Genomic DNA, 21,842 nt, shown 5'->3' on the forward strand with positions numbered 1-21,842 from the left:
GATAAAAATGTTAAGAAATGTTAAGGAGTGAGAGAATGACAAATGGTGAAAGAATCAGAAAGATGACAGATGAAGAATTAGCAGTAACATTAATGTGTCCAGCAGAGTATGATATGGCATTCAATAGACGAGAGGTCTGTGAAGGCAATATGAATAGAAATTGTAGACAATGTACATTTGATTGGCTAACAGCAGAAGAAAGCGAGGAATAAATAAATGAAAGAAGAATATTTCAATAAAACAGTGGGAGTGGTCATGGCATCACTCCTGCCACAAAACGAAAAAAGAGAACTGATTGATTCAATTAGGGCAATGGAAAAAGAAACAAAAAACAACGGATGGATTCCGTGCAGTGAAAGACTGCCTGAAGACGGAACAAGGGTTATAGCTTGTTTTAAGCACGGACTTGTAACGGAATTGAAGTATAAATCAGCCGGAATATTTGAAGGAATAAATGAATATGTGGCAGAGGTTATAGATGCCTGGATGCCACTACCAGAGCCATACAGAGAGGAGCAGGAAGATGGAAGATAGATTAAAAGAATTAAAACGTGAATTATGGAGTGAAGCTCAAGACGTGCTTGGTGATGATTATGTAGATTATTATTTAGCAGAAGAATGTTGCGATAAGGCATATAGAAAAGCAATAGATGATATGTTTGCTAATATCATGAACATTACAGAAGCAATGTACAAGATAAATGAAGAGAAATTTTATAATTTACATCAGAAAAAATACAAACATTACAACAGTGCAATTAAAGATATTTGGAATGAATTGGATAAGTTGAAAGAGGAACTGAAAGGAGAAGAGGATGAGTGATAATTTAGAAAATGCTATATCTAAGAAACCGGATAAAATTAAAGTAGATGAGTTAGGAATAATAGTCACTGGCAGTGTCGAAGAGCCTTATTATAGCTTAAAATATCATATACCAGGTAATAACTATTATAATATAGGGTTTAGTTCCTATTGTTTACAGACAGTGATTAGATTTAGGGATGAGTACTTTATCTTAGTTCCAAAGGAAGAAGTAGAAGTTGTAGATGTGAAGTTATTTAAAGAGAAGCTGGAGGAGTATGCAGTAGGTCAATGTACTTCATTGAGAATGGAACAAGTAGAAATAAGTATTGAAAGAGTGTTAGACCTTTTAGAAGAATGTAAGGAGGAGCAGGAAGATGAATGAGGAAGTAAAAAAAGAAATTAACCTAATTCTAAATCTGCTAAAAGGCTCATTGACACAGAATGAGGTGTCTATGGGATTTGATAACGAAACGGAAAGCCTAATGTTTTTTGATACAGCAACTTACATTAAAGAACGTAGATTTGACGGATTTAGGGTTAAGTTAGAGGAGTTAGTGAGGTGATTAGGAATGAATATTCTTAGGCTATTAATTGGATTATTTACAGGCATTGGAATAGTTGTTGTACTTTGTATAATTGAGCAGATAGTAATTAATATCAAAAACGAGATAAAAGATTATAGAGCAAACAAAACAAGAATTAAATGCTTATGCAGACCCCATGTTTATGCATTACATTCAATTTGGGCGGGCGAGGAAGCAGAATTCATATGTACAAAATGTGGAAAGGAAAAGAGGTTAATTGTTGAGCCAAAATCTTTTTATGAATTTTTCAGGAAAAAGGAGAGTGAACAGAATGAGATTAATAGATGCAGATAAAATAGACTTTAATGAAGTATTTGTGGGAGCAAGTAAGTTTGCAGAAGATACAAGACAAGCAGGAAAAATGCTTATTGATGCACAGCCAACAGCCTATGACGTGGATAAGGTTGTATACGAAATCAATAATAAAATACAGGAATTAGACGATAAGCAAAAACTTTTTATAGAAAATGGATTGTTTAATATGGCTGATAAAATGGCAAGCAAAATAGGGATATACATAGAATGTCGGGAAATAGTGGAAAAGGCAGGTGAAGAAGATGTTAGTACCCGCAATTTTATATAAAGAGCAAATTACAAAGGAATTTCAGAAATATCTATACACAACCGACATGATGTATGTGACTGGCTGTTTAGAGAACTGGATTCCTAATATAATTGAATGTCCGGATGAAGGTAGGTTTCAGTATGCAATAGTAGATGAAAATGAAAAACTAATTGGATATTTAGGTTATTCAATAGATTACTACGCGTCAAGAGCATACAACTTCGGACTATTTTCATTCGATAGAGGAAATCTTACTGTTGCAAGAGATACATTTGATAAGTTAGAAGAATTAGTAAATACATTACATAGAGTTGAATGGAGAGCTATTAGTGGCAATCCAGCTTGTAGAGGATATGATAATTTTATCAAGAAATATAATGGTAAGAAGCATATATTAAGAGATGCCATTAAGGATAAAGACGGTAATTATCATAACGATATTATTTATGAAATTGTGAAGGAAGGTGATTAGATGAGAGCAATAAACATACTGCTTATAGCTTGGGTTATGGTCTTATGGATCTTAATTAAGTCTAAGGGCAGAGATTAAGAAGAAAGGTACATTGACAATTGAATATTGGTAGTTTGGATGGTATAATCTAGGTATTAATTGCGAAAGAGGGGGAAATATGTCATTAATAGAAAATATTAAAAGCATAACAAAGACAGTATCTGATGCAGGGAACCATGAGTTGTATCAAAAACTTGAAGAGGTTAGTAAAGAAATATATGAGTTAAGTTTGGAAAATATGCAACTCAAAGAAGAATTGAGGATATTAAAACAAAAGCAGGATGAAAATATGGAAAAGGTTTTCAAAGATGGGGCGTATTATTTTGGAAACGAAGGACCTTATTGTACAAATTGTTATGACGATTTAGGCAAGAAGATTAGAGTACATGAAGAAGATGATAACATGGGAATAATATATAATACTTGTCCAAAGTGTAAATTTCGTTCTATAAAACAAAAATATCCATGCAAGCCTGTTCTCCTTGACACAATAACATTTTAATAATCATTATAACTGATAAATACGCAACCAACTACCAGTATTCGGTGGTTGGTTTTTTTATGCAGAAAAATAAGAGAAAGGATTGAAGAGGTTGGAAGATAAGAAAATAACAGCAAAGGAGTACCTGGGGCAGGTTAGACATATGGAAATGCAGATAAGAGACCTTCAGGATGAAATAAAAAGGCTTAAGGAGCTTGCAGTGGGAATTAGTGCATTGAATTGTGATGAAAAGGTTTTAAGCAGTGTTTCACAGGATAAAATGGCTAATACCGTGTGCGAGATAGACGAAAAAGTACGTGAACTGGATGAAAAGGTAAGGGAATTTGTGAGAATACGTTCAAAGGTTATGGAGACTATACATATGCTTAGAAACGACGAATATGAGCACATTCTGTACAAACGCTACTGCCTGATGAAGAAATGGGAAGAGATAGCATTGGAAATGAACATTTCATATAGGCATGTTCTAAGGCTGCATGGATTAGCCTTGGTTGAAATCGAGGAAATATTAAAGTTGTCATAGAATGTCACATTGACCCGTGCTAAAATAGTATTGTGATAATTTGATAGATGACATTTTTGTTTCGTCTTGATGGTTTCCCCCTAGTATTTTATATTTTTTTCATGAAGGAACGGTCTTTTGGCTGTTCTTTTTTGTTGTATTTTGTCAGCTTATGGGATATGATGAAAGAAAATACTGGGGAGGGATTCAAAATGGCAAAGGAAAAGAGTACAGTATCTAGAAGTATATATTATTATGATGCAATAATGTACCATAGAGATTCAAAAGGAAATTTGCAACGTTCAAATAATAAGGCAGGTAGTATAATAAGCAGTGTTTTTTCGCAAATTAAAAAAATGCAATTAGATAACGATGATGACATTATGATAAAAGTAAAATCAGGAAATAAATTGTTTATGATTATCGATAATGATTCAGAAAATAGGATTGATTTTAGGATTGTTTTAAGTAGAAGGGATATTATACCGTTCGTAGAAAAGGATGGAAAGTTAGAGAGTTTAACGAACTATATAGATAAAAATCAGAATATAGCAGAAATAACGCATGGTGTATATTTTAAGGAGTATGGAGTATTTGGAATTGAATATAATTTTAATGGAGCCAGATCATCAGCAATACCTCAATATTTTATGGAACAATCTAATTTAATAGAATATATGCAACTATCAAATATATTGAATATGGATGCATATTTGAAATTGAATACAAAAAAAGACTATAGTTTGTTTGATATTACAATAAGGAATAATTCTATACTTCACAATAAATTAATGGAAAGGACATCTATATTTGCTGTGAAGGAAAAATTTGATGAAGTTGAGACATATGAAATTATATTGCGAAAGAGGAAAACAAAAAAGAATGGATATAAGGGATTTAATTTACCTATGTCGTATGGTTTATTAGAAGAAATATTAAAAAAAGATAGAGAAGATATAGAAAAATTTAGAGTTAGTCAAGATAAAATATCAGAAAATATTGATTTACTATCAGACAAATTTGTAAATAAAGTAACATTTGTTAAGGAAAAGAATCGATCTATTGATTCAAAAAATATGTATGAAAATATAAGTTCATATTTTGAGTTGGTAGTATCAGAAAATTGTGAAAAGGTGGAATAAATTATGAGCAAGTCTAGATGCATCCATATTATGGATAAGCTTTTGATAAGTTTAACACCAATTGTAGTTGCTTTAGTAAGTGTGAGTATGTTAATACCAAAGAACAAGATAGGGTTAAAAGAAGGTATTGATAATTGTAAAATGATGCTCGATATATGGGGCGTGATGTTAGGATTTGTGATTACAGCATTATCAATTTTATTAACCATTCATGAAAATAGATATGTTAAAATGTTAATTGATACAAAGCACTACTCAACGGTTTTATTCTCGTATGCCTTTTGTTGCATATACTTGTTTATTGCAGTTATTGTATCTATTATTTTGATTTATGGGGGAATATGGAATGATGAGATTTATATATTGTTTAAGATACTAATTGTAACGACAATTACAAGTTTAGGAATTGCGTTGTTTTTTATGTTTAAAATAATTTTTAAAGAAAATAACTGAAGATTAATTGGCAAAGTTGAAAGACACCTTAAAGGTGTCTTTTTTGATGCGTAAAAATTTGAAATGAGAGAGGTGGTGTTGTGAGCAATGAATTAAAAAAATATGAACAGGCAGAAACAGACTATATGAATGGTCTGAAATATAAAGAAATAGCAGAAAAATATAGTGTATCAATTAGCACTGTAAAATCTTGGAAGACAAGATACAACTGGAACCGAAAAGGGCAAAAAAGTACGCGTACAAAAAAGAAAAAAGTATGCATACAAAATAATACCTCTTTTGAAGAGGTGGAGCAGGTAGTTGACAGTGATAATTTAACAGATGAACAGAGACTATTTTGTATCTATTATATCCGGTGTTTCAATGCAACCAAAGCATATATGAAAGCCTATGGTGTTAAATATAATGTTGCAGCAGTTTCAGGTTGCAGGTTGTTGCAAAAGGAAAAGATAAGAAAATGTATTACTGAATTAAAACAAAACAGATTAAACAGGGAAATGTTATCAGAAGAGGACATTTTTCAAAAATATATGGATATTGCTTTTGCAGATATTAGTGAATATTTGGATTTTGGAAGTGGAGAAGGCATAAACTTTGGAACATTAAAAAATTCTCAGGAAGTGGATGGAACGCTTATAAGCGAAATTAAAATGTCCCATGGGAAAACAGAAAGTGTATCAGTAAAGTTATTAGACAGAATGAAAGCATTAGACTGGTTATCGGATCATATGGATATGGCAACACCGGAACAAAGAGCCAGAATAGATTTATTAAATGTTCAGGTAGATAGAGCTACAGGTAGAACAAATCAGGGAGAACTATCCAAAGTTGATGAATTGTTAATGCAAATTAAGAAGCAGGCAGGTGATGTTGATGGTTCTAAGTGATAAACAGATGGAGTTTGTTAGGAACGCATATCACCGATACAACATAAAGACCGGAGCAACACGTTCAGGGAAGTCATATATGGATAACCTGTATACTATTCCATCAAGAGTTAGAGAAAGAATAGGCAAAGATGGACTGAATGCAATCATAGGAGTTTCCAAAGGAACTATTGAAAGAAACGTTCTGCAACCAATGAGAGAAATATATGGGCCGAACATTATTGGAGACATAGGCTCAAATAACATTGTAAGCATATTTGGAGATTATGCTTATTGCCTGGGTGCTGAAAAAATAAGTCAGGTATCAAAGCTTAGAGGTTCGTCACTAAAATATGTTTATGGTGATGAAGTTGCAGAGTGGAACAAAGAAGTATTTGAATTATTAAAGTCACGTATGGATAAGCCTTACAGCTGCTTTGATGGTGCATGTAACCCGGATAATCCAAATCATTGGTTTAAGAAGTTTCTGGATTCTGATGCAGATATATATTGTCAGCAATACACAATATTTGATAATCCTTTTCTACCAAAGGAATTTGTTGAAAATCTGTGTAATGAATATAAAGGCACTGTTTATTATGACAGATACATAAGAGGTTTGTGGGTTGCAGCAGAAGGGGCAGTATATAAGTTGTTTAATGATGCACAGGCACAGATACCTAATCCATTTAAGATTTATGAAAAACCATTGAACATAATGGAAATCAACATAGGTGTTGACTTTGGTGGAAGTGGTTCGGGACATGCGTTTTGTGCCACAGGTTATACAAGGGGGTACATGAACATTGTGCCATTGGTATCCGAATGGGTGGACTGTTCACAGAATGATATAGACCCGGAAAAGCTTGGAAAGTTATTTGTTGACTTTTGCTTAAAGGTTTTAAATCTGTATGGATTTATTACACACGTGTATTGTGATAGTGCAGAGCAGACATTAATAGCAGGCTTAAGAAGTACAGCAAGAAAGAATGGATTAGGCTGGTTAAGAATAGAAAATGCAATGAAGATACCAATTAATGACAGAATAAGATTTGTTCAGAGAATGATGGGACAGGGCAGATTAAAATACATGGGACAGCATTGCAGGTCATTGGAAAATGCTTTATGTGGAGCATTATGGAATCCGAAGAATTTAACAGAAGATGAACGATTAGATGATGGCACAAGTGACATTGATTCACTAGATGCCTTTGAATATACATTTGAAAGAGATATTAGTAGATTTATCAGATATGAATAGAGGTGTAAGGTATGAGATTTTCAAATATGGTTTCGCAAATAGGAAAGGTATTAAATAAAAATTCCCAAACACCGGTTGATTTATCCTATCTTACAGCAATGGCAGGATACATTGAATTATGGAGTGCAATGTATGAGGGTAAATCACCCTGGTTAAAAAAGAATGATGAAAATTGTAATCTTCCTGCAAGTATAGCACAGGAAATAGCAAGATTAGTTACTCTTGAGCTTAAGAGTGAGTGTACCGGAAGTGAAAGAGCAGACTACATAGAAAAATATTATGCAAAGGCTTTAGAAAGCTTAAAAAAGTATGTGGAATATGGATGTGCTAAAGGTAGCTTAATATTTAAACCATACGTAACTGCAAATGGTTTAGCAGTTCAGTACATACAAGCTGACTGCTTTTTCCCTATATCATTTGATGATTCAGGAAACATAACAGACTGCATTTTTACAGAGCAGTTTAGAAAAAACAAGAAAATTTATACAAGGCTAGAAAGAGACATTATAGAAGATGATACTTTAACAATTGAAAATATGGCTTTTGTAAGTTCAAATCCTGAAATATTGGGAACACAGGTTGAAATTACAGCAGTTGATAAGTGGAAGATGCTGGAGAATGAAGTCAAGTTCAAGAATGTAAGCAAGTTACCATTTGGCTTTTTTAAAGTACCTTTGGCAAACACAGTAGATTCCACATCACCAATTGGGGTTTCTGTGTATTCCAAGGCAATTGATTCAATAAAATTGGCAGATGAAAGATATTCACAGATTGATTGGGAGTTCGTTTCAAAGGAAACAGCAATACATATTGCAGAAAGTTTATTAAAACTTAATAAGTCTACAGGCAAATTTGAGTATCCAGGTGGAAAAGACAGATTATATAGAGAAGTAGAATACAGTTCAGGGGCAACAGATAAACCATTGCTTGACGTATATTCTCCTGACATAAGAGACCAGAGTTTTTACAATGGATTTAACAATCAACTAAAGCGTGTAGAATTTGATTGTAATTTGGCTTATGGAACGCTTTCAGATCCAAATAATGTGGATAAGACAGCAGAAGAAATAAAAACAAGCAAGCAACGCTCTTATTCAATGGTTTCAGACACACAACTTGCGTTGCAGAATGCTTTAAATGGTTTAATAGTCGCTATGGACTTCTGGGTAAGCATATATGGATTAGCTCCTGAAGGGAAAATTAATACTTCATTTGAATGGGACGACAGCATTGTTGTGGACTCAGAAAAAGCACGTTCTACAGATAGAGCAGATGTGGCAATGGGTGCAATGTCATTGGTTGAATACAGAATGAAATGGTATGGAGAGACAGAAGAGGTGGCAAAGCAAAAAATAGCCGGTCAGCAGGAAGGCACAACAGGAGATGATGAATAGTGTACAAATCAGATGAATTGGAACTTTTTCCGAAAAATATCGAGAATATATATACAGCATTAGAAAATGAAATAATGTCGGATATATTAAGACGAATAATTGAAACCGGGGAAATAACAAGGACTGCAGATTGGGAGTTAAGCAGACTGTATGGTATGGGAAAATCAAAAAGTGAGATAAAAAAGCACATTAAAGAAGCTTTAAATATGACAGATAGTGAAATAGAGGTGCTTTATTCGGATACCTTGAAAGAGGGATATTTAAGGGATAAAACTTTATATGAAGCTGTAGGTCAGGATTTTATCTCATTTGATGATAATGTGACTTTGCAACAGCTAATAACTGCAACTAAGAAACAGACAACAAATGAATTAAAAAACATTACAAAGACAATGGGATTTTCCATTCAGCAACCAAACGGAAAGAAACAGTTTCAGACAGTTGATGATTACTTTAAGAAAACAATGGATAATGCTGTAATGCATACATTAAATGGAACTTTTGATTATAATTCCATAATTAGAAAAGTAACTGATGAAATGACGAAAAGCGGAGTGAGAAGTATCAATTATGATTCAGGAATATCCACAAGAATAGATGTTGCAGCAAGAAGAGCGGTTCTTACAGGATTAAATCAGGTAACAAGTAAAATAAGTGAGGATAATGCAAAAAAACTGGATACAAAATTTGTTGAAGTAAGTTGGCATTCAACCGCAAGGCCTACTCATCAGGTATGGCAGGGAAGAGTATTTTACTGGGACAAGGATAATCCGAACGCTGAAAAACAGAAAGACGGAGTTCTTTATAAGTCATTTATTAAGGAAACAGGTTACGGTGAGGTGGATGGACTTTGTGGAGCAAACTGCCGACATACATTTTATCCGTTCATTCCCGGCATTTCAGTTAGAACATACACGGATGAACAATTGGAAGAATTAAACAGGCAGGAAAACGAGAAAAAAGAGTACAATGGCAAGGAATATAACAAGTATGAAGCTACTCAATATCAACGCAGGCTTGAAACATTGATGAGAAAATACCGTCAGGATATTAAGTTATTAAAAGAATCAGGATTAGCAGACGATTCGGATGAAGTAATAGCTGCACGGTGCAGATACCAGACAGTATCGCAAAAATATAGTGATTTCAGTAAAAAAATGGGATTGCGGGAGCATAGAGACAGAGTTAATGTTGATGGACTGAAGAATATTGGAAATACAAAAATAAAAAAGGATAGTTCTGGGGAGCAATTATTTAAACCGGTAAATTTAGATAAGAATAATGTTTTTGAGGTAGATAGAGGCAGAGTTAATATATCAACTTATAAAATTTTAACTGCGGAAAACAATATATATGTTTCTAATAATGTCAGACTTAAACCTAAAGAGCTGCATACAATTGATTTGAGTATAACTGAATCATTACAAAAATTAAACATAGCAGATCAGGATAATTTGCCAAGAGTTTTAATTATAAATAGTTCAGAAATGCAAACAGGAGCCTTGGCATCATATAATCCGGTTAAAAATGAACTTTATGTTGATAGAGCAGTAGGTAACAGATTAAAACTGCTGGAATTACAAAAAGATGCTGCAAGCCCTAAAAATGTATTAAGTACATATGTGCATGAATACATACATTGGATGGATGCACAATCTTATAGAATAGGACATGGTGAAATAATTGATAGCAGTGAATATCTTTATTGGATTAGGCATAAATCAAAGAAAAAGATTGATAAACTTATTGAGAAAGGTTACAATGTTAATAACATAAGTAATTATGCTTCGGACAACTTTGATGAAGGAAAGTATGATGAAGTGTATACGGAATACAGAGTTAAGCAGTTATTAGGAGAGTGATTCTATATGATATTACCAAAAACACCAGAGATGGAAAGAATATGGAGTGAAATAGAACAATATCTGTGTTTTTCTAATGAAAAAGGCTATGAAGTTATTGAAGGCTCACCAGAGGGAACATCTGAAAAGTTAGAGGAATACAGGCGTTTAAGGAAAGAACAATGGGATTTCGCAGAAAGCCTAAATTCCTAGATACCACCAAGCAAAAGGCTGGGTGGTATTTTTAGTTTCAAAAGGAGACAATATGGATAATTTCAAAGCAGTATACAAGATTCTGTCAACATTGGAAAAAGCAATGGATTTGCCTGAATTTGACATATCAGTAATTGACCATAAAGCAATTGGAGTATCAAAGGAACGTTGGTCACGTTACATAGAGATGATGGCTGATGTTGGTTATATCAAAGGTGTAAGAGTTGGCACAAGCATAACAGGAGAAACCATTGTTGAGTATGACAATATGAGAATTACCTTAAAAGGTTTAGAATACTTGCAGGAAAATTCAATAATGAGAAAAATCTATAATGCAGCCAAAGGCATTAAGGAGATAACACCGGGATTATAAATTTAATAATTATTAATTAAGGACTTAGAGATAGGTTCTTTTTTTATACCCTAAAAACAACAAAAGGAGGTACATCATGGTAACATCAGTACAGATTACATTGATTATATGTGTCACGGTTTTGTTGCTTACACTAACCGGAAGAAAAAACAAATAATAAAGTAAATCAGGCAGTCGAAAAGCTGTCTTTTTATATGGTCCTGAATAAGACGTAAAAATGTTCAGAATATCAAATGTATGTGACGCAACCACGTAAAAAGCGTAACGGAAAGGATGTAAAAATGAAAAGAAAATTCTTAGAGGATTTAGGAATTGAAAAGGAAGCTATTGAAAAAATCATGGCTGAAAACGGAGCTGATATCGAAAGAGCCAAGGGAGATACTGAGGCCTTGAAAACGCAGCTAAATGAAACTCAGGAGAAACTTAAGGGTTTTGAGGGAGTAGATGTTGCAGAACTTAAAGGTAAAATTACAGACCTTACAAATGAGATTGCAACAAACAAAGCTGATTATGAGAAGAAGATAGCAGACAGAGATTTTAATGACCTGGTAAAGGGTATTGCTAGCGAATACAAGGCCAGAGACATTAAGGCAGTAATGCCATTTCTTGATGTTGAGGCTCTCAAATCAAGCAAGAATCAGGACAAGGACATAAGGGCAGCATTTGACGGAATAGTTAAGGAACAGAGCTATTTGTTTGAATCCAACAAAAAAGTACCTTATGTAGTTAGTTCAACACCGGGACCAATGCAGGGTGGAACTGATCCTGATGACAAAAAAGCAAGAGCAAATGAAGCATTTAGAAGCTTATTTGCAAGAGATTAAAGAAAAGGAGATAAAAAATGTCAGTAAATATTATTAACAGAGAAAATGCGGAAGCACTTATCCGTGAACAGATTGTAGATGCTATTGCTCAGGATGTACCAAAGTCATCATCATTTATGGCTATGGCGAAGAAATTACCTAACATGACATCTAAACAGACACGTATCAGAGTATTAGACTTTTTACCTACAGCATATTGGGTAAACGGTGACACAGGAATGAAGCAGACTTCAAAGCAGGCTTGGGATAATGTATGGTTGACAGCAGCAGAACTTGCAGTAATTGTACCTATTCCGGAAGCAGTTCTTGATGATTCAGAATTTGACATTATGGGAGAGGTTACACCAAGAGTAATTGAAGCTATTGGCCAGAGAGTTGATAGTGCTATTATCTTTGGTGAAAACAGGCCGGCAGAATGGCAGAATGATATTATTACATTAGCAAGACAGGCAGGCAACAACGTTTCACTTGGTTCAAATCCAAATTATTATGACAAGATTCTTTGTGAGGACGGAGTATTTGCAAAGGTTGAGGATGACGGCTATTCAGTAAGTGGTGTTATTGCATCTACTAACATGAAGGCAAAATTAAGAGGAATCAAGGATAGTACAGGACAGCCTATCTTTGTTAAGTCAATGCAGGACGCAACATCATATGCTCTTGATGGAACACCAATGCAGTTTCCTGTTAATGGAGCATTTAACAAGTCCATTGCACAGTTAGTAGCAGGAGATTTCTCTCAGGCTGTTTATTCAATTAGACAGGATATTACAACAAAGATTTTAACAGAAGGTGTTATTCAGGATCCAATAAACAAGGAAATAGTGTATAACCTTGCACAGCAGGATATGATTGCCCTTAGAGTAGTATTTAGAATAGGTTGGGCACTTCCAAATCCTGCAACACGTATGGATGAGGACAGAGTTGGATGTCCTTTTGCTTATCTTGAACCGGCAACAGCTGTTACAACACAGACTGTAACGTTTACTGTTAAGGATGATAATTCAAAATCACCGGCTGCTATTTCAGGTGCAAGAGTAAATGTTAATGGTTCAAACATTAAAACAAATGCATCCGGAGAAGCTGTGTTTAACCTTAGACCGGGTACATATCCATATTCAGTAACCTGCAAGGATAAGGTTAAGGTAACAGGAACCGTTACTGTCGCAAAAGAAGCAGTTACACAGGCAGTAACAATGATTGCACAGTAAGGAAGTGGTGAAAGTGTGGTACACATCATATGACTATTATGCAAATGAATACTGTGGAGGAGCACCGGTGGTAGATTCCACCGGGTTCCGTAAACTTCTTCTTGAAGCACAGAGCCTTATTGACATGTATACATTTAACCGCTTAAAGAAAATGACGGAATATGGCGAGGAGATACAGAACTGCTGTTGTGAATTGGTAGAGATTATTTCTGATTATCAGGAGAGAAAGAATGAAAATCCCTCAAATATATCAAGTGAGAAGATAAAAAATTATTCCGTTACATATGAATCTTCCGAAAATATTAGCCAAAGATATGAAAGCAATAAAAAGAAAGTTATATTTAAATGGCTTGCTAACAGTGGCTTATTGTACAGGGGGTATTAATATGTTGACAAATGGAGTAATAACTCATTTTGAAAAGTTGGTTGGATACAGAAGTAAAACATATAAAGCTTACTTTGAAAAGCAGGATAACTCCAAAAACTCAAAAGATGGTGAGAAAGCCTCTCATGCATTGTTTGTGGCTGTGCCAACACTAAAAGAATTGCCATTTCAGAACGGGGATTTGATTGTAATAGGCAAATGTTCGTTAAAGATTGATAATACGTCAGAAAAGGCAAAATCAGACAGCTACAGACAATTAAGAAATAACTGTAAGGTTTATACTGTATCATCTGTTGAACCATGTCTTTTTGGAAGCAAAAGAATGTGGCATTACGAGTTAGGATGTGATTAGGTGAAGAATGAAATCAGGTTAAATGATAAGGACTTTTACAAGGCAATGGAGGAAAAGAGAAAGCTTTTTGCTGTTGGCGGTCCGATTCAGCAATTTATAGACAGTGAAGTATTAAGGCTAATGGTTCCGTATACACCAATGGATACAGGAGCAATGATACAATCAGCAATAGCCGGTACTGTTATTGGAAGTGGCAAAATAGAATACAATTCACCATATGCAAGATACTTGTATTATGGCGAGGTTTACGGTCCTAATATTCCCAAAAAGGAAAATGGAATAATTGTGGGATATTGGTCACCACCCAAAAAGCAACCGACAGGTAGACCTCTTACTTATTCAACAGAGAGACATCCGTTAGCAGGCAAGCTGTGGTTTGAGAGAATGAAAGCAGACCATAAGGACGATATTTTAAAGGGTGCTATTGCTATAGCAATGGGAAGGAGTTCTAATTGAATATAATTGAACTTGTAAAAGAGTTATTAACTAATTATCCGAAAATGAAGGAGTTTACTAACAAAATACACATTGATTTTACAAGAAATGAACCCTCTGACTTTGGTTTATCTTCAACGGGAGATACAAAGATAAAGGAAGACATACTTGGAAATCAGACAAGGAAGCATAATTTTGTGCTGTATGCTATTAATCAGGCATTTAATGACTATGACAGATTAGCAAACAGCACTTTTTTATTGGAACTGTCATACTGGTTGGAATTAATATGTGAGAATGAATATGAGATAGAAGCTGTTATTGATAATAAAAAGAGAAAAGGCTTTTTAAAGTCAATTGAGTGTGCCAATGCCATGTTATTTCAGATACCAACAGGAGACATTAATGATGGCTGCATGTATCAGATACAGATATATGCAACATATACTTTAGAAAGTGAGGAGTAAAATGAAGTTAAAAAGAAGTTATCTGTTGCACTTCATAGATGCAACATTTGGTGGAACAGGAACACCGAAGTGGTTCTTACTTGGTAAGGACATTGAGGATATGTCAGTTGAATTAAATCCTGACACCAGCACTGTCAAGAACATTCTTGATGAAACATCAGTTAATGATAATGGATATGAGCCAAGTATGGATGCAGATCCGTATTATGCAAATCCTGATGATGCAATTTATGAGAACCTTAGAAACATTGCAATGAACAGACTTACAGGAGATGACTGTAAGACACAGATTCTTGAAGTTTTAATTGAAGGTGATTCAGAGGCAACACATAAGGCATGGACAGAGGATGTGATTGTAAAACCACAGTCATACGGTGGATCACAGGGAGGAATTAACATTCCGTTCAATGTTGCTTTTGCCGGCAACAGAGTGGAAGGAACAGTTACTTTGGCTAATAAGGTACCTACTTTTAAGGCAGCTTCAAGTACGGCATCACAGACCGGCAAATAAATAAAAATAAAAACGCAGAGGGGATATAAATTCCCCTTTGCAATATGAGAGGAGAAACGTAAATGCAGAGTATTAGTTTTGATGAAGGATATAAGGAGTTTTGTGTTAATGGTGATGAAAACAGAGTAGTAAGATTCAATCCGAAGGATTTTGGCATTGTAACCAGAATGCAGGATACATTATCAGATTTTAGTGATTTAGAGAAAAAGCTGAAGGAAAGCACTGAAGATACATTTGCCGGAGTTTTAAAAGAGGCAGAAGAAACAGTTTATGAAAAAATGGATAAGATTTTTAATTCAGACGTTCATGATATTATATTCAATCATCAATCACCCCTTGCACTTGTAGGTGGTGAATTTTTATTTATGCGTGTAATAAATGCAGTTATCCCAATAGTAGAATCAGAAGTGAAAAAGGAAGTCGCTGAATCAGAAAAGAGAATGGGAAAATATACTAAGAGGTACGTTAAATGATAGGTGTCCTGCCAAAATCAATAGAAGTTGATGGGACGGATGAACCAATAAGAACGGATTTCAGAGACATTCTTGTGATTTTTTCAGCATTCAACGACGAAGAGTTGTCACCACAGGAAAAATATATGGTATGCCTAACAATTCTTTATGAGAATTTTCAAAATATGAATGAAGATAATTATGAGGAGGCATATGCAAAAGCCATAGATTTTTTGACTTTAGGAATGGAAGACAAGAAAAATGACACACCTAAGCTTATGGACTGGGAACAGGATGAAGCATTAGTGTTTTCGGCGATTAATAAGGTGGCAGGGATGGAGGTCAGAGCATTGGAATATGTGCATTGGTGGACTTTTATGGGATATTACACGGCAATAGGTGAAAGCCTTTTCAGTGAGGTTGTGAATATACGTGCAAAACGGCAAAACGGTAAAAAGCTTGAAGTGAACGAAATGGAATTTTATAAAAAAAATAAGGATATGGTGGATTTGAAAATCAGGTACACCAAAGAAGAAATAAAGGAAAGAGAAGAGTTAAAGAGGATGCTTGGTATATAGAGTATCCTCTTTAGTTTTGGGTAAAAAAATGGCAGATGGATATTTAAATTTTGATACAAAAATAGACGAAACTGATTTTGAAAACACTATAAAGTCCATGAGTTCATCAACAAAAGGCTTAAAAGGAGTTTTGAAAACATTGAGCGGATACATGGAAAAGCTGTTTACAATAGATACGTCAGAATCAACAGCAGAAATTGATAAAGAAACATCTGCTGTTAAAAGGGACACAGAAGCTACAAAACAGAATGCCAAAGCTAAGGATGATATGGCTAAGATGTCCCAGTCGGCATCAGCTACGGCATCAACAGCTACTGATGGAATGTCAAGTAAGATGATGTCTCTTAATGAACAACTGCGTAAAGCAGAGCTTGAATTAGATAATGCGAAAAAGAAACTTAACGAATTTGCAAATCAGGAGATTCCAACAAGTCAGTATGCCAGCTTGGAAGCACAGGCAGAAAAATTAAAAACAAAATTGTTGGCATTGTTGGATGAACAGGAAAGATTTAAAGATGCAGGAGGTTCAGAATTTGATGTTGAATTTATAAGAATGGGCAAGGACGTTGATAAGGTGGATGAAGCTTTAAAACGTACGGAAAGCTCAATGGAATCTCTTAAGAACAATGGAAAGGCTTTTACTCTTGGGTCAGACGACACAGGAAAAATGGAAACATTACAAAACAATGTAACCAATGCAGCAAACAAGGTGGAAATTCTACAACAGAAAATGGCTGAATTGTCACAGAAAGAAGAAAGTGCAGGCAAATCAACAGGCAAGGCAACATCTCTGGTAAACAAAATGTCAAATGCAACCCAAAAATTAAATGGAAAAATGTTTGGGGCTACAAAAAATGCCGGAACAATGGGCAATACTTTGGCAAAGAAAATTAACCCTGTGCCAAAGTTAATATCAGGTGTATCAGGTAAAGTAGATAAACTTGGCAAAAAACTTGGTGGAATGGTTAAAAAAGTGTTTGTATTTTCAATGCTTACAAAGGCTTTAAGAACATTAAGGTCAGCTTTTCAGAGTGTAATAACATCTGATGATGACATGGCAAAATCATTGTCACAGATAAAAGGAAATCTTCTTACAGCATTTGCACCATTATATGCATTTGTGTTACCAGGAATAAAAGCCGTTCTTTCAGCGCTGGTTACTTTCTCTAATTATATGGCAAATGTTATGTCGGCAGTATTTGGCAAGACAATAGCACAAAGTAGTGCATTGGCAAAACAGTTATATGACAGCACAAAAGCTACAGACGGAAACACGAAAGCAACAAAGAAAAATGCCAAGGCTAAGAAGGATCAGGTCGCATCATATGATGAATTAAACATAATGCAGCAGGATAGTAGTGATGAAGACAGTTCCGCAGCAGGTGCACCTGTATTTGACACAAAAGAAGTAGGCACAGGATGGGTTGATGATATTAAAAAACTGATTAATTCCGGTGACTGGGAAGGGGTAGGTACCTATGTAGCAAACAAATTAAACAGTGCACTAAAAAGCATAAAGTGGGCGGATATTCAAAAAAGTGCCCAGGATATTGCCTCAAAGCTTGCAAGAACGTTAAATGGTTTTTTTAGTGTAATGGATTTGGCTGATACGTTAGGGAATACGGTGGCACAGGCATTAAATACCGGACTTACATTTGCATATACATTTTTAACTACGTTTGATTTTAACAAATTTGGAACGTTTATAGGTACATCTATTAACTCTTTTATTGCTAACTTTAACTGGACATTGTTAGGCAACACTATTGGTTCAGCTGTACAGGGGGCAATAGATATGGCATATGGATTTGTCACAACATACAATTGGGGAAGTTTCGCAAGCGGAATAGCTACTACAATAAATAACTTCTTTTCATCAATTGATTGGAGCAAAGCAGGACAAACTGTAGGAAAGGCAATAATAGGGATATTTAATGAAATCAGCACATTCCTGCAACAGATAGATTGGGAAGCAATTGGTAAAGATGTCGGACAGTTCCTCTCAAATATAGATTGGAATAAAATTATTAAGGATTTGTTTGGTATTATATCAGATGCAGTAAAAAGTGCTTTTGGTTTGGTAAAAGGCTCCCTGGAGGGATTGACTGATGATGGGTTAGACCCGATAGAAGCAGCATTTATAGGCTTGGGGGCAACTATTAGCGGAATTAAGCTGACAAAGTTTATTTCAAATATTGTTGACATGACAAAAAATTTAATATTAAATACGGCAGCTATTTGGAAAAATGTGGCTGCGTGGGTTGCAGATAAGGCAGAAACGTTAGCAGTTTATGCATTATTGCTAAAGGATATTGTTCAGAGAGGGTTGCAGACCGCAGCAATGGCAGCACAGACGGCAGGAACATGGCTTTTAAATGCAGCACAGACAGCATTAAATCTTGTAATGAGCATGAATCCGATATCACTTATAATTATTGCAATAACGGCATTAATAGCAGCATTTGTTTTACTCTGGAATAAGTGTGAGTGGTTCAGAAATTTTTGGATTGGATTATGGAAAGTGATTCAGTCGGCTGCAAAGACTGCATGGTCAGCCATAAAAGGTTTCTTTGTAGGGGCATGGAATGCAATAAAATCAGTGTGGAGCATGGCCGTTACATTTTTTAAAGTTATTTGGTCGGCAATAAAGATTGTGTTTGAACCGGTTGTAACGTATTTTAGAACAATATTTAAAAATGCATTAGACGCAATTATATCGGTGTTTTCAACCATTAAAGGCTTTTTCACCGGAATAATTGGAGGCATTAAGAATATTTTCAGTGGATTAATTGATTTTATCACCGGAGTATTTACAGGTGACTGGAGAAAGGCATGGAATGGAGTGAAGAAAATATTTAAAGGAGTATGGGACACATTCTATACCATAGTTAAAACACCTATAAATCTTATTATTGATGGAATTAATTTATTATGGAAAGGAATTTATGCGGCTGTAAAAGGCATTGTGGATTCAATTGGAAATGTTGCAGGAGCATTGGGAGACATTTTTGGAAAAGACTGGCATTTTAAAATGCCATCAGAACCACCTACCATTCCGAAACTTGCCCGTGGAGCAGTAATCCCACCTAGGGCACCATTTATGGCAGTGCTTGGAGACCAGAAAAAAGGAACAAACATTGAGGCACCTCTTGAAACAATTAAGCAGGCATTAAGAGATGTGCAAAGTGAAAATGGAGGTACATTAGGTGGAAGTGATGACAACATTGTTGTAAATGTGTATTTGGAGGGTGATGCAGACGGAGTATTTAATCTGGTTAAGACTGAAGCCAAAAAATATAAGAACAGAACAGGCAATACAGCATTTGCATAAGGATAGGAAGAGGTGAAACATATGGCAAAATTTGAAGGTTATCTGCTTAAATTTGGTGACACGGTTTTCCCTGAAAAATACATGGCAATAGATTCGTATGATTCAACCGACAATCAGAGAACTGAACTGAAAGCAAGCAGAAATGCAGCAAATCTATTGATTAGGCAGACGTCACCAAATTTTAAAACCAAAATTGAATTTGATTTGATAGAGGGACTGCATTTGAAACAATGGGCAGAAATTAAAGCCGTCATTGATGGTGTGACATTGTCCAGAAGGGAACGTAAGGTACAGGTTAAGTATTGGTGTTCAGAGGACTTATGTTATAAAACAATGACATCTTATATACCGGATATTAAGTTTTCCATAGCAAAACATACTGATAACGACATCATATATAAAAGCATAAGAATTGCATTGATTGAATATTAAGGAGGAGTACAATTGCTAAACGTTAGTGATAAGACCAAAGAAATATATCTTAATGAAAATATGCCAAAGTACATCACAATATCATTCCCAAATGGAGACCATGCTGATATTACCAACAGTAACATCTTAGAGGAAAGTATGAAGCTTGTACAGAGCATATGTGAGGAAAACAAGCCTATAGCTGGTGGCTGTAATTCTTCCCAGTTTGAAATTACAGTGGCAGACATTGATGAAGATTTGACTAACAAGATGATAAAAGTAACTATCAGCTTAAAGGACCCACATTACAGAGGTTTTTTTGGTGACTTAAGCAAAGAATACAATGAGGGTGATGTGGTTAAAAGTGGCAGTGGAGAATACTATGAATGCATTAAGCAGACATATGAAATACAGTCACTGGAATTTAGTACACAGGATATTCCAAATGTTGGCAAATTAAAAACGGCAATCTTAAATGACATTACAGAGTATAGTGTATTAAAGGTAAACACAGGCTCAATAGACTGGAGCAATCTTCAGATGAACATAATTCAGGCAAAAAGTGATGGTACGTCTCCTGATGTTACAACAATCACAAATGATTTTAACAGCATTATCATGATAAATAGCAAATGTACGTCAATTACCATTTCCATACAGGATAAATCATCAGATGGAAGTGCTTTAGACATTCTTATTCAAAAACTGGATGTGCGTTTACTGGTAAGTTCCGGACGTGATGAAGAGCATTGGCAGCAGTCTTACGGTTACATTGATACAAGTGATACAGACGATATTGTGTTGTTTGACGGAAAGATAGAGAGCTGTAAAAAGAAAAACGACAGACGTTTCAGGGATATAGTGGCATATGATTACTTACATTATCTTGATGAAAACAGTAACATAATAATTTCAGATTTTTTTAAATCAGGAGATTATGGACTGGTTGATTCTCATAATAAGGGCGAATGGGTACAAGGCACACTTTATAAAAAAGGAGATGTTATTCACTGCGATTACACAATACCGCAGGGTGGTTCTTCCTATTTAGACATGTCTGCATGGTATGAGTATTTACAGCCGGTAAATAAAGGACAGAGTAAATGGAATCCGTATGAGTTGTACACAGGTTACTTTGACAGTCAGTATAATATTAAGGGAAGTGAAATTTTAAAGAAATTAACAAAAAATAAGAAAGCTACTACTACGGTTAAAAAAATTAGGGACAAGCTGTTTGAATATCTTGGTGAAGTATTTGACTTTAAGCAGCAGGAAACAACATTACCAATGGATAATGTAACTCTGTGGATTAAGCCATTTTCTTCAAATATGACATTAATGCAGTTGCTTGGCTACATATGCAATTTAAATGGAGTGTTTGGCTTTTATAATCCACACACCGCACAGTTTGAATATGTTACACCACCGGGTGTTACACCTTATGAGGTTGGGAGAAATTATGACATGGATGGTGTGGAATACTCAGACAATGTATATGAATGTAAAGCATTTGACATTATTGATAGTAATGGAAATTCACTACAGGGTACAGCAGATAAGCCGTCAATGTCGGTTAAATACAGTTTTCTGCTAAAAGAACAATATACCCCCGCTGACTGTATAAGTATAATTAATTCATACATGTTAGGTCAAAACAAGCTTAAGTTTACACCAACAAAGTTAAAAATGATGGGATTACCATTTATAACACCGGGTGATGTTATAAGCTACAAGGTAAATGAATATTCACCGGATGAAGACGGAAATCTGGTTGAGACGGAAAAGACAATTACTACTGTGGTGCTTAAACGTACATTGAGTGGGATTGTGGCACTGACGGATGATATTGAAGCTAATTATGAGGAATAGGAGC

Annotated in this window: 30 protein-coding genes; all 30 read left to right on the forward strand. The window is 34.9% G+C overall.

Annotated elements, in window-relative coordinates; translation table 11 throughout:
• Positions 1 to 35 precede the first annotated feature (35 nt).
• Entirely contained in the window at positions 36 to 212 is a 177-nt protein-coding gene (locus DWW68_RS13330) for a hypothetical protein (RefSeq protein ID WP_158576818.1), read from the forward strand.
• A 4-nt stretch (positions 213 to 216) separates the two neighbouring features.
• Positions 217 to 534: a DUF551 domain-containing protein gene (locus DWW68_RS06395; protein ID WP_118590282.1), complete on the forward strand. Its 318-nt coding sequence runs from the start codon at positions 217 to 219 to the stop codon at positions 532 to 534.
• Complete coding sequence (locus DWW68_RS06400) at positions 524 to 823, forward strand: hypothetical protein (protein ID WP_118590285.1); 300 nt, start codon at positions 524 to 526, stop codon at positions 821 to 823. Before DWW68_RS06395 ends, DWW68_RS06400 begins: the two co-directional genes overlap by 11 nt.
• Positions 816 to 1,187: a hypothetical protein gene (locus tag DWW68_RS06405; RefSeq protein WP_118590288.1), complete on the forward strand. Its 372-nt coding sequence runs from the start codon at positions 816 to 818 to the stop codon at positions 1,185 to 1,187. Before DWW68_RS06400 ends, DWW68_RS06405 begins: the two co-directional genes overlap by 8 nt.
• The gene (locus tag DWW68_RS06410) at positions 1,180 to 1,368 is read left to right on the forward strand and encodes a hypothetical protein (RefSeq protein ID WP_118590291.1); all 189 of its coding nucleotides are present in this window, start codon (positions 1,180 to 1,182) and stop codon (positions 1,366 to 1,368) included. The genes DWW68_RS06405 and DWW68_RS06410 overlap by 8 nt, the downstream gene beginning before the upstream one ends.
• A 6-nt stretch (positions 1,369 to 1,374) precedes the next feature.
• Positions 1,375 to 1,683, forward strand: a complete 309-nt coding sequence (locus DWW68_RS06415) for a hypothetical protein (protein WP_118590294.1) — start codon at positions 1,375 to 1,377, stop codon at positions 1,681 to 1,683.
• On the forward strand, positions 1,661 to 1,972 hold the full coding sequence (locus tag DWW68_RS06420) for a hypothetical protein (protein WP_118590297.1): 312 nt from the start codon (positions 1,661 to 1,663) through the stop codon (positions 1,970 to 1,972). Before DWW68_RS06415 ends, DWW68_RS06420 begins: the two co-directional genes overlap by 23 nt.
• Positions 1,947 to 2,426 (forward strand): hypothetical protein, encoded by a 480-nt coding sequence (locus DWW68_RS06425; RefSeq protein ID WP_118590300.1) that lies wholly within the window; start codon positions 1,947 to 1,949, stop codon positions 2,424 to 2,426. Before DWW68_RS06420 ends, DWW68_RS06425 begins: the two co-directional genes overlap by 26 nt.
• Before the next feature lie 157 nt (positions 2,427 to 2,583).
• Positions 2,584 to 2,967, forward strand: coding sequence for a hypothetical protein (locus tag DWW68_RS06430; RefSeq protein WP_118590303.1), 384 nt, complete (start codon positions 2,584 to 2,586; stop codon positions 2,965 to 2,967).
• Between the two features lie 82 nt (positions 2,968 to 3,049).
• Positions 3,050 to 3,490 (forward strand): hypothetical protein, encoded by a 441-nt coding sequence (locus tag DWW68_RS06435; protein WP_118590306.1) that lies wholly within the window; start codon positions 3,050 to 3,052, stop codon positions 3,488 to 3,490.
• Positions 3,491 to 3,681: 191 nt separating this feature from the next.
• Positions 3,682 to 4,611 (forward strand): hypothetical protein, encoded by a 930-nt coding sequence (locus DWW68_RS06440; protein ID WP_118590309.1) that lies wholly within the window; start codon positions 3,682 to 3,684, stop codon positions 4,609 to 4,611.
• Positions 4,612 to 4,614: 3 nt separating this feature from the next.
• Complete coding sequence (locus tag DWW68_RS06445) at positions 4,615 to 5,064, forward strand: hypothetical protein (protein WP_118590312.1); 450 nt, start codon at positions 4,615 to 4,617, stop codon at positions 5,062 to 5,064.
• An 80-nt stretch (positions 5,065 to 5,144) separates the two neighbouring features.
• A complete protein-coding gene (locus DWW68_RS06450; RefSeq protein WP_243053116.1) occupies positions 5,145 to 5,951 on the forward strand; it encodes a terminase small subunit in 807 nt (268 codons plus the stop codon).
• Positions 5,932 to 7,191: a PBSX family phage terminase large subunit gene (locus DWW68_RS06455; protein WP_347497921.1), complete on the forward strand. Its 1,260-nt coding sequence runs from the start codon at positions 5,932 to 5,934 to the stop codon at positions 7,189 to 7,191. Before DWW68_RS06450 ends, DWW68_RS06455 begins: the two co-directional genes overlap by 20 nt.
• Before the next feature lie 11 nt (positions 7,192 to 7,202).
• Complete coding sequence (locus DWW68_RS06460; RefSeq protein WP_118590318.1) at positions 7,203 to 8,585, forward strand: phage portal protein; 1,383 nt, start codon at positions 7,203 to 7,205, stop codon at positions 8,583 to 8,585.
• Entirely contained in the window at positions 8,585 to 10,447 is a 1,863-nt protein-coding gene (locus DWW68_RS06465) for a phage minor capsid protein (protein WP_158576819.1), read from the forward strand. Before DWW68_RS06460 ends, DWW68_RS06465 begins: the two co-directional genes overlap by 1 nt.
• Before the next feature lie 6 nt (positions 10,448 to 10,453).
• On the forward strand, positions 10,454 to 10,639 hold the full coding sequence (locus tag DWW68_RS06470) for a hypothetical protein (RefSeq protein WP_118590324.1): 186 nt from the start codon (positions 10,454 to 10,456) through the stop codon (positions 10,637 to 10,639).
• Positions 10,640 to 10,691: 52 nt separating this feature from the next.
• Positions 10,692 to 11,012, forward strand: coding sequence for a YjcQ family protein (locus DWW68_RS06475; protein WP_118590327.1), 321 nt, complete (start codon positions 10,692 to 10,694; stop codon positions 11,010 to 11,012).
• A gap of 281 nt (positions 11,013 to 11,293) precedes the next feature.
• Entirely contained in the window at positions 11,294 to 11,836 is a 543-nt protein-coding gene (locus tag DWW68_RS06480; protein WP_118590330.1) for a phage scaffolding protein, read from the forward strand.
• A gap of 17 nt (positions 11,837 to 11,853) precedes the next feature.
• On the forward strand, positions 11,854 to 13,047 hold the full coding sequence (locus DWW68_RS06485) for a phage major capsid protein (RefSeq protein WP_118590333.1): 1,194 nt from the start codon (positions 11,854 to 11,856) through the stop codon (positions 13,045 to 13,047).
• 13 nt (positions 13,048 to 13,060) lie between these two features.
• Entirely contained in the window at positions 13,061 to 13,432 is a 372-nt protein-coding gene (locus DWW68_RS06490; RefSeq protein WP_118590336.1) for a hypothetical protein, read from the forward strand.
• A 1-nt stretch (position 13,433) separates the two neighbouring features.
• The gene (locus tag DWW68_RS06495) at positions 13,434 to 13,784 is read left to right on the forward strand and encodes a hypothetical protein (RefSeq protein WP_118590339.1); all 351 of its coding nucleotides are present in this window, start codon (positions 13,434 to 13,436) and stop codon (positions 13,782 to 13,784) included.
• On the forward strand, positions 13,785 to 14,240 hold the full coding sequence (locus tag DWW68_RS06500) for a minor capsid protein (RefSeq protein ID WP_118590342.1): 456 nt from the start codon (positions 13,785 to 13,787) through the stop codon (positions 14,238 to 14,240). It abuts the gene before it with no gap.
• Positions 14,237 to 14,686: a hypothetical protein gene (locus tag DWW68_RS06505; protein WP_118590345.1), complete on the forward strand. Its 450-nt coding sequence runs from the start codon at positions 14,237 to 14,239 to the stop codon at positions 14,684 to 14,686. Before DWW68_RS06500 ends, DWW68_RS06505 begins: the two co-directional genes overlap by 4 nt.
• Position 14,687: 1 nt before the next feature.
• Positions 14,688 to 15,197, forward strand: a complete 510-nt coding sequence (locus DWW68_RS06510) for a hypothetical protein (protein WP_118590348.1) — start codon at positions 14,688 to 14,690, stop codon at positions 15,195 to 15,197.
• 62 nt (positions 15,198 to 15,259) lie between these two features.
• A complete protein-coding gene (locus DWW68_RS06515) occupies positions 15,260 to 15,670 on the forward strand; it encodes a hypothetical protein (RefSeq protein WP_118590351.1) in 411 nt (136 codons plus the stop codon).
• Positions 15,667 to 16,227, forward strand: a complete 561-nt coding sequence (locus DWW68_RS06520; RefSeq protein ID WP_118590354.1) for a Gp15 family bacteriophage protein — start codon at positions 15,667 to 15,669, stop codon at positions 16,225 to 16,227. The genes DWW68_RS06515 and DWW68_RS06520 overlap by 4 nt, the downstream gene beginning before the upstream one ends.
• Positions 16,217 to 19,558, forward strand: coding sequence for a hypothetical protein (locus DWW68_RS06525; RefSeq protein WP_118590357.1), 3,342 nt, complete (start codon positions 16,217 to 16,219; stop codon positions 19,556 to 19,558). Before DWW68_RS06520 ends, DWW68_RS06525 begins: the two co-directional genes overlap by 11 nt.
• A gap of 21 nt (positions 19,559 to 19,579) precedes the next feature.
• Entirely contained in the window at positions 19,580 to 19,990 is a 411-nt protein-coding gene (locus DWW68_RS06530) for a DUF6711 family protein (protein ID WP_118590360.1), read from the forward strand.
• A 12-nt stretch (positions 19,991 to 20,002) separates the two neighbouring features.
• The gene (locus tag DWW68_RS06535; protein ID WP_118590363.1) at positions 20,003 to 21,838 is read left to right on the forward strand and encodes a hypothetical protein; all 1,836 of its coding nucleotides are present in this window, start codon (positions 20,003 to 20,005) and stop codon (positions 21,836 to 21,838) included.
• The last annotated feature ends 4 nt before the right edge of the window (positions 21,839 to 21,842 follow it).

Origin of the sequence: Eubacterium sp. AF16-48, assembly GCF_003479405.1 — a bacterium.
GTDB classification, from domain to species: Bacteria; Bacillota; Clostridia; order Lachnospirales; family Lachnospiraceae; genus Eubacterium_G; species Eubacterium_G segne.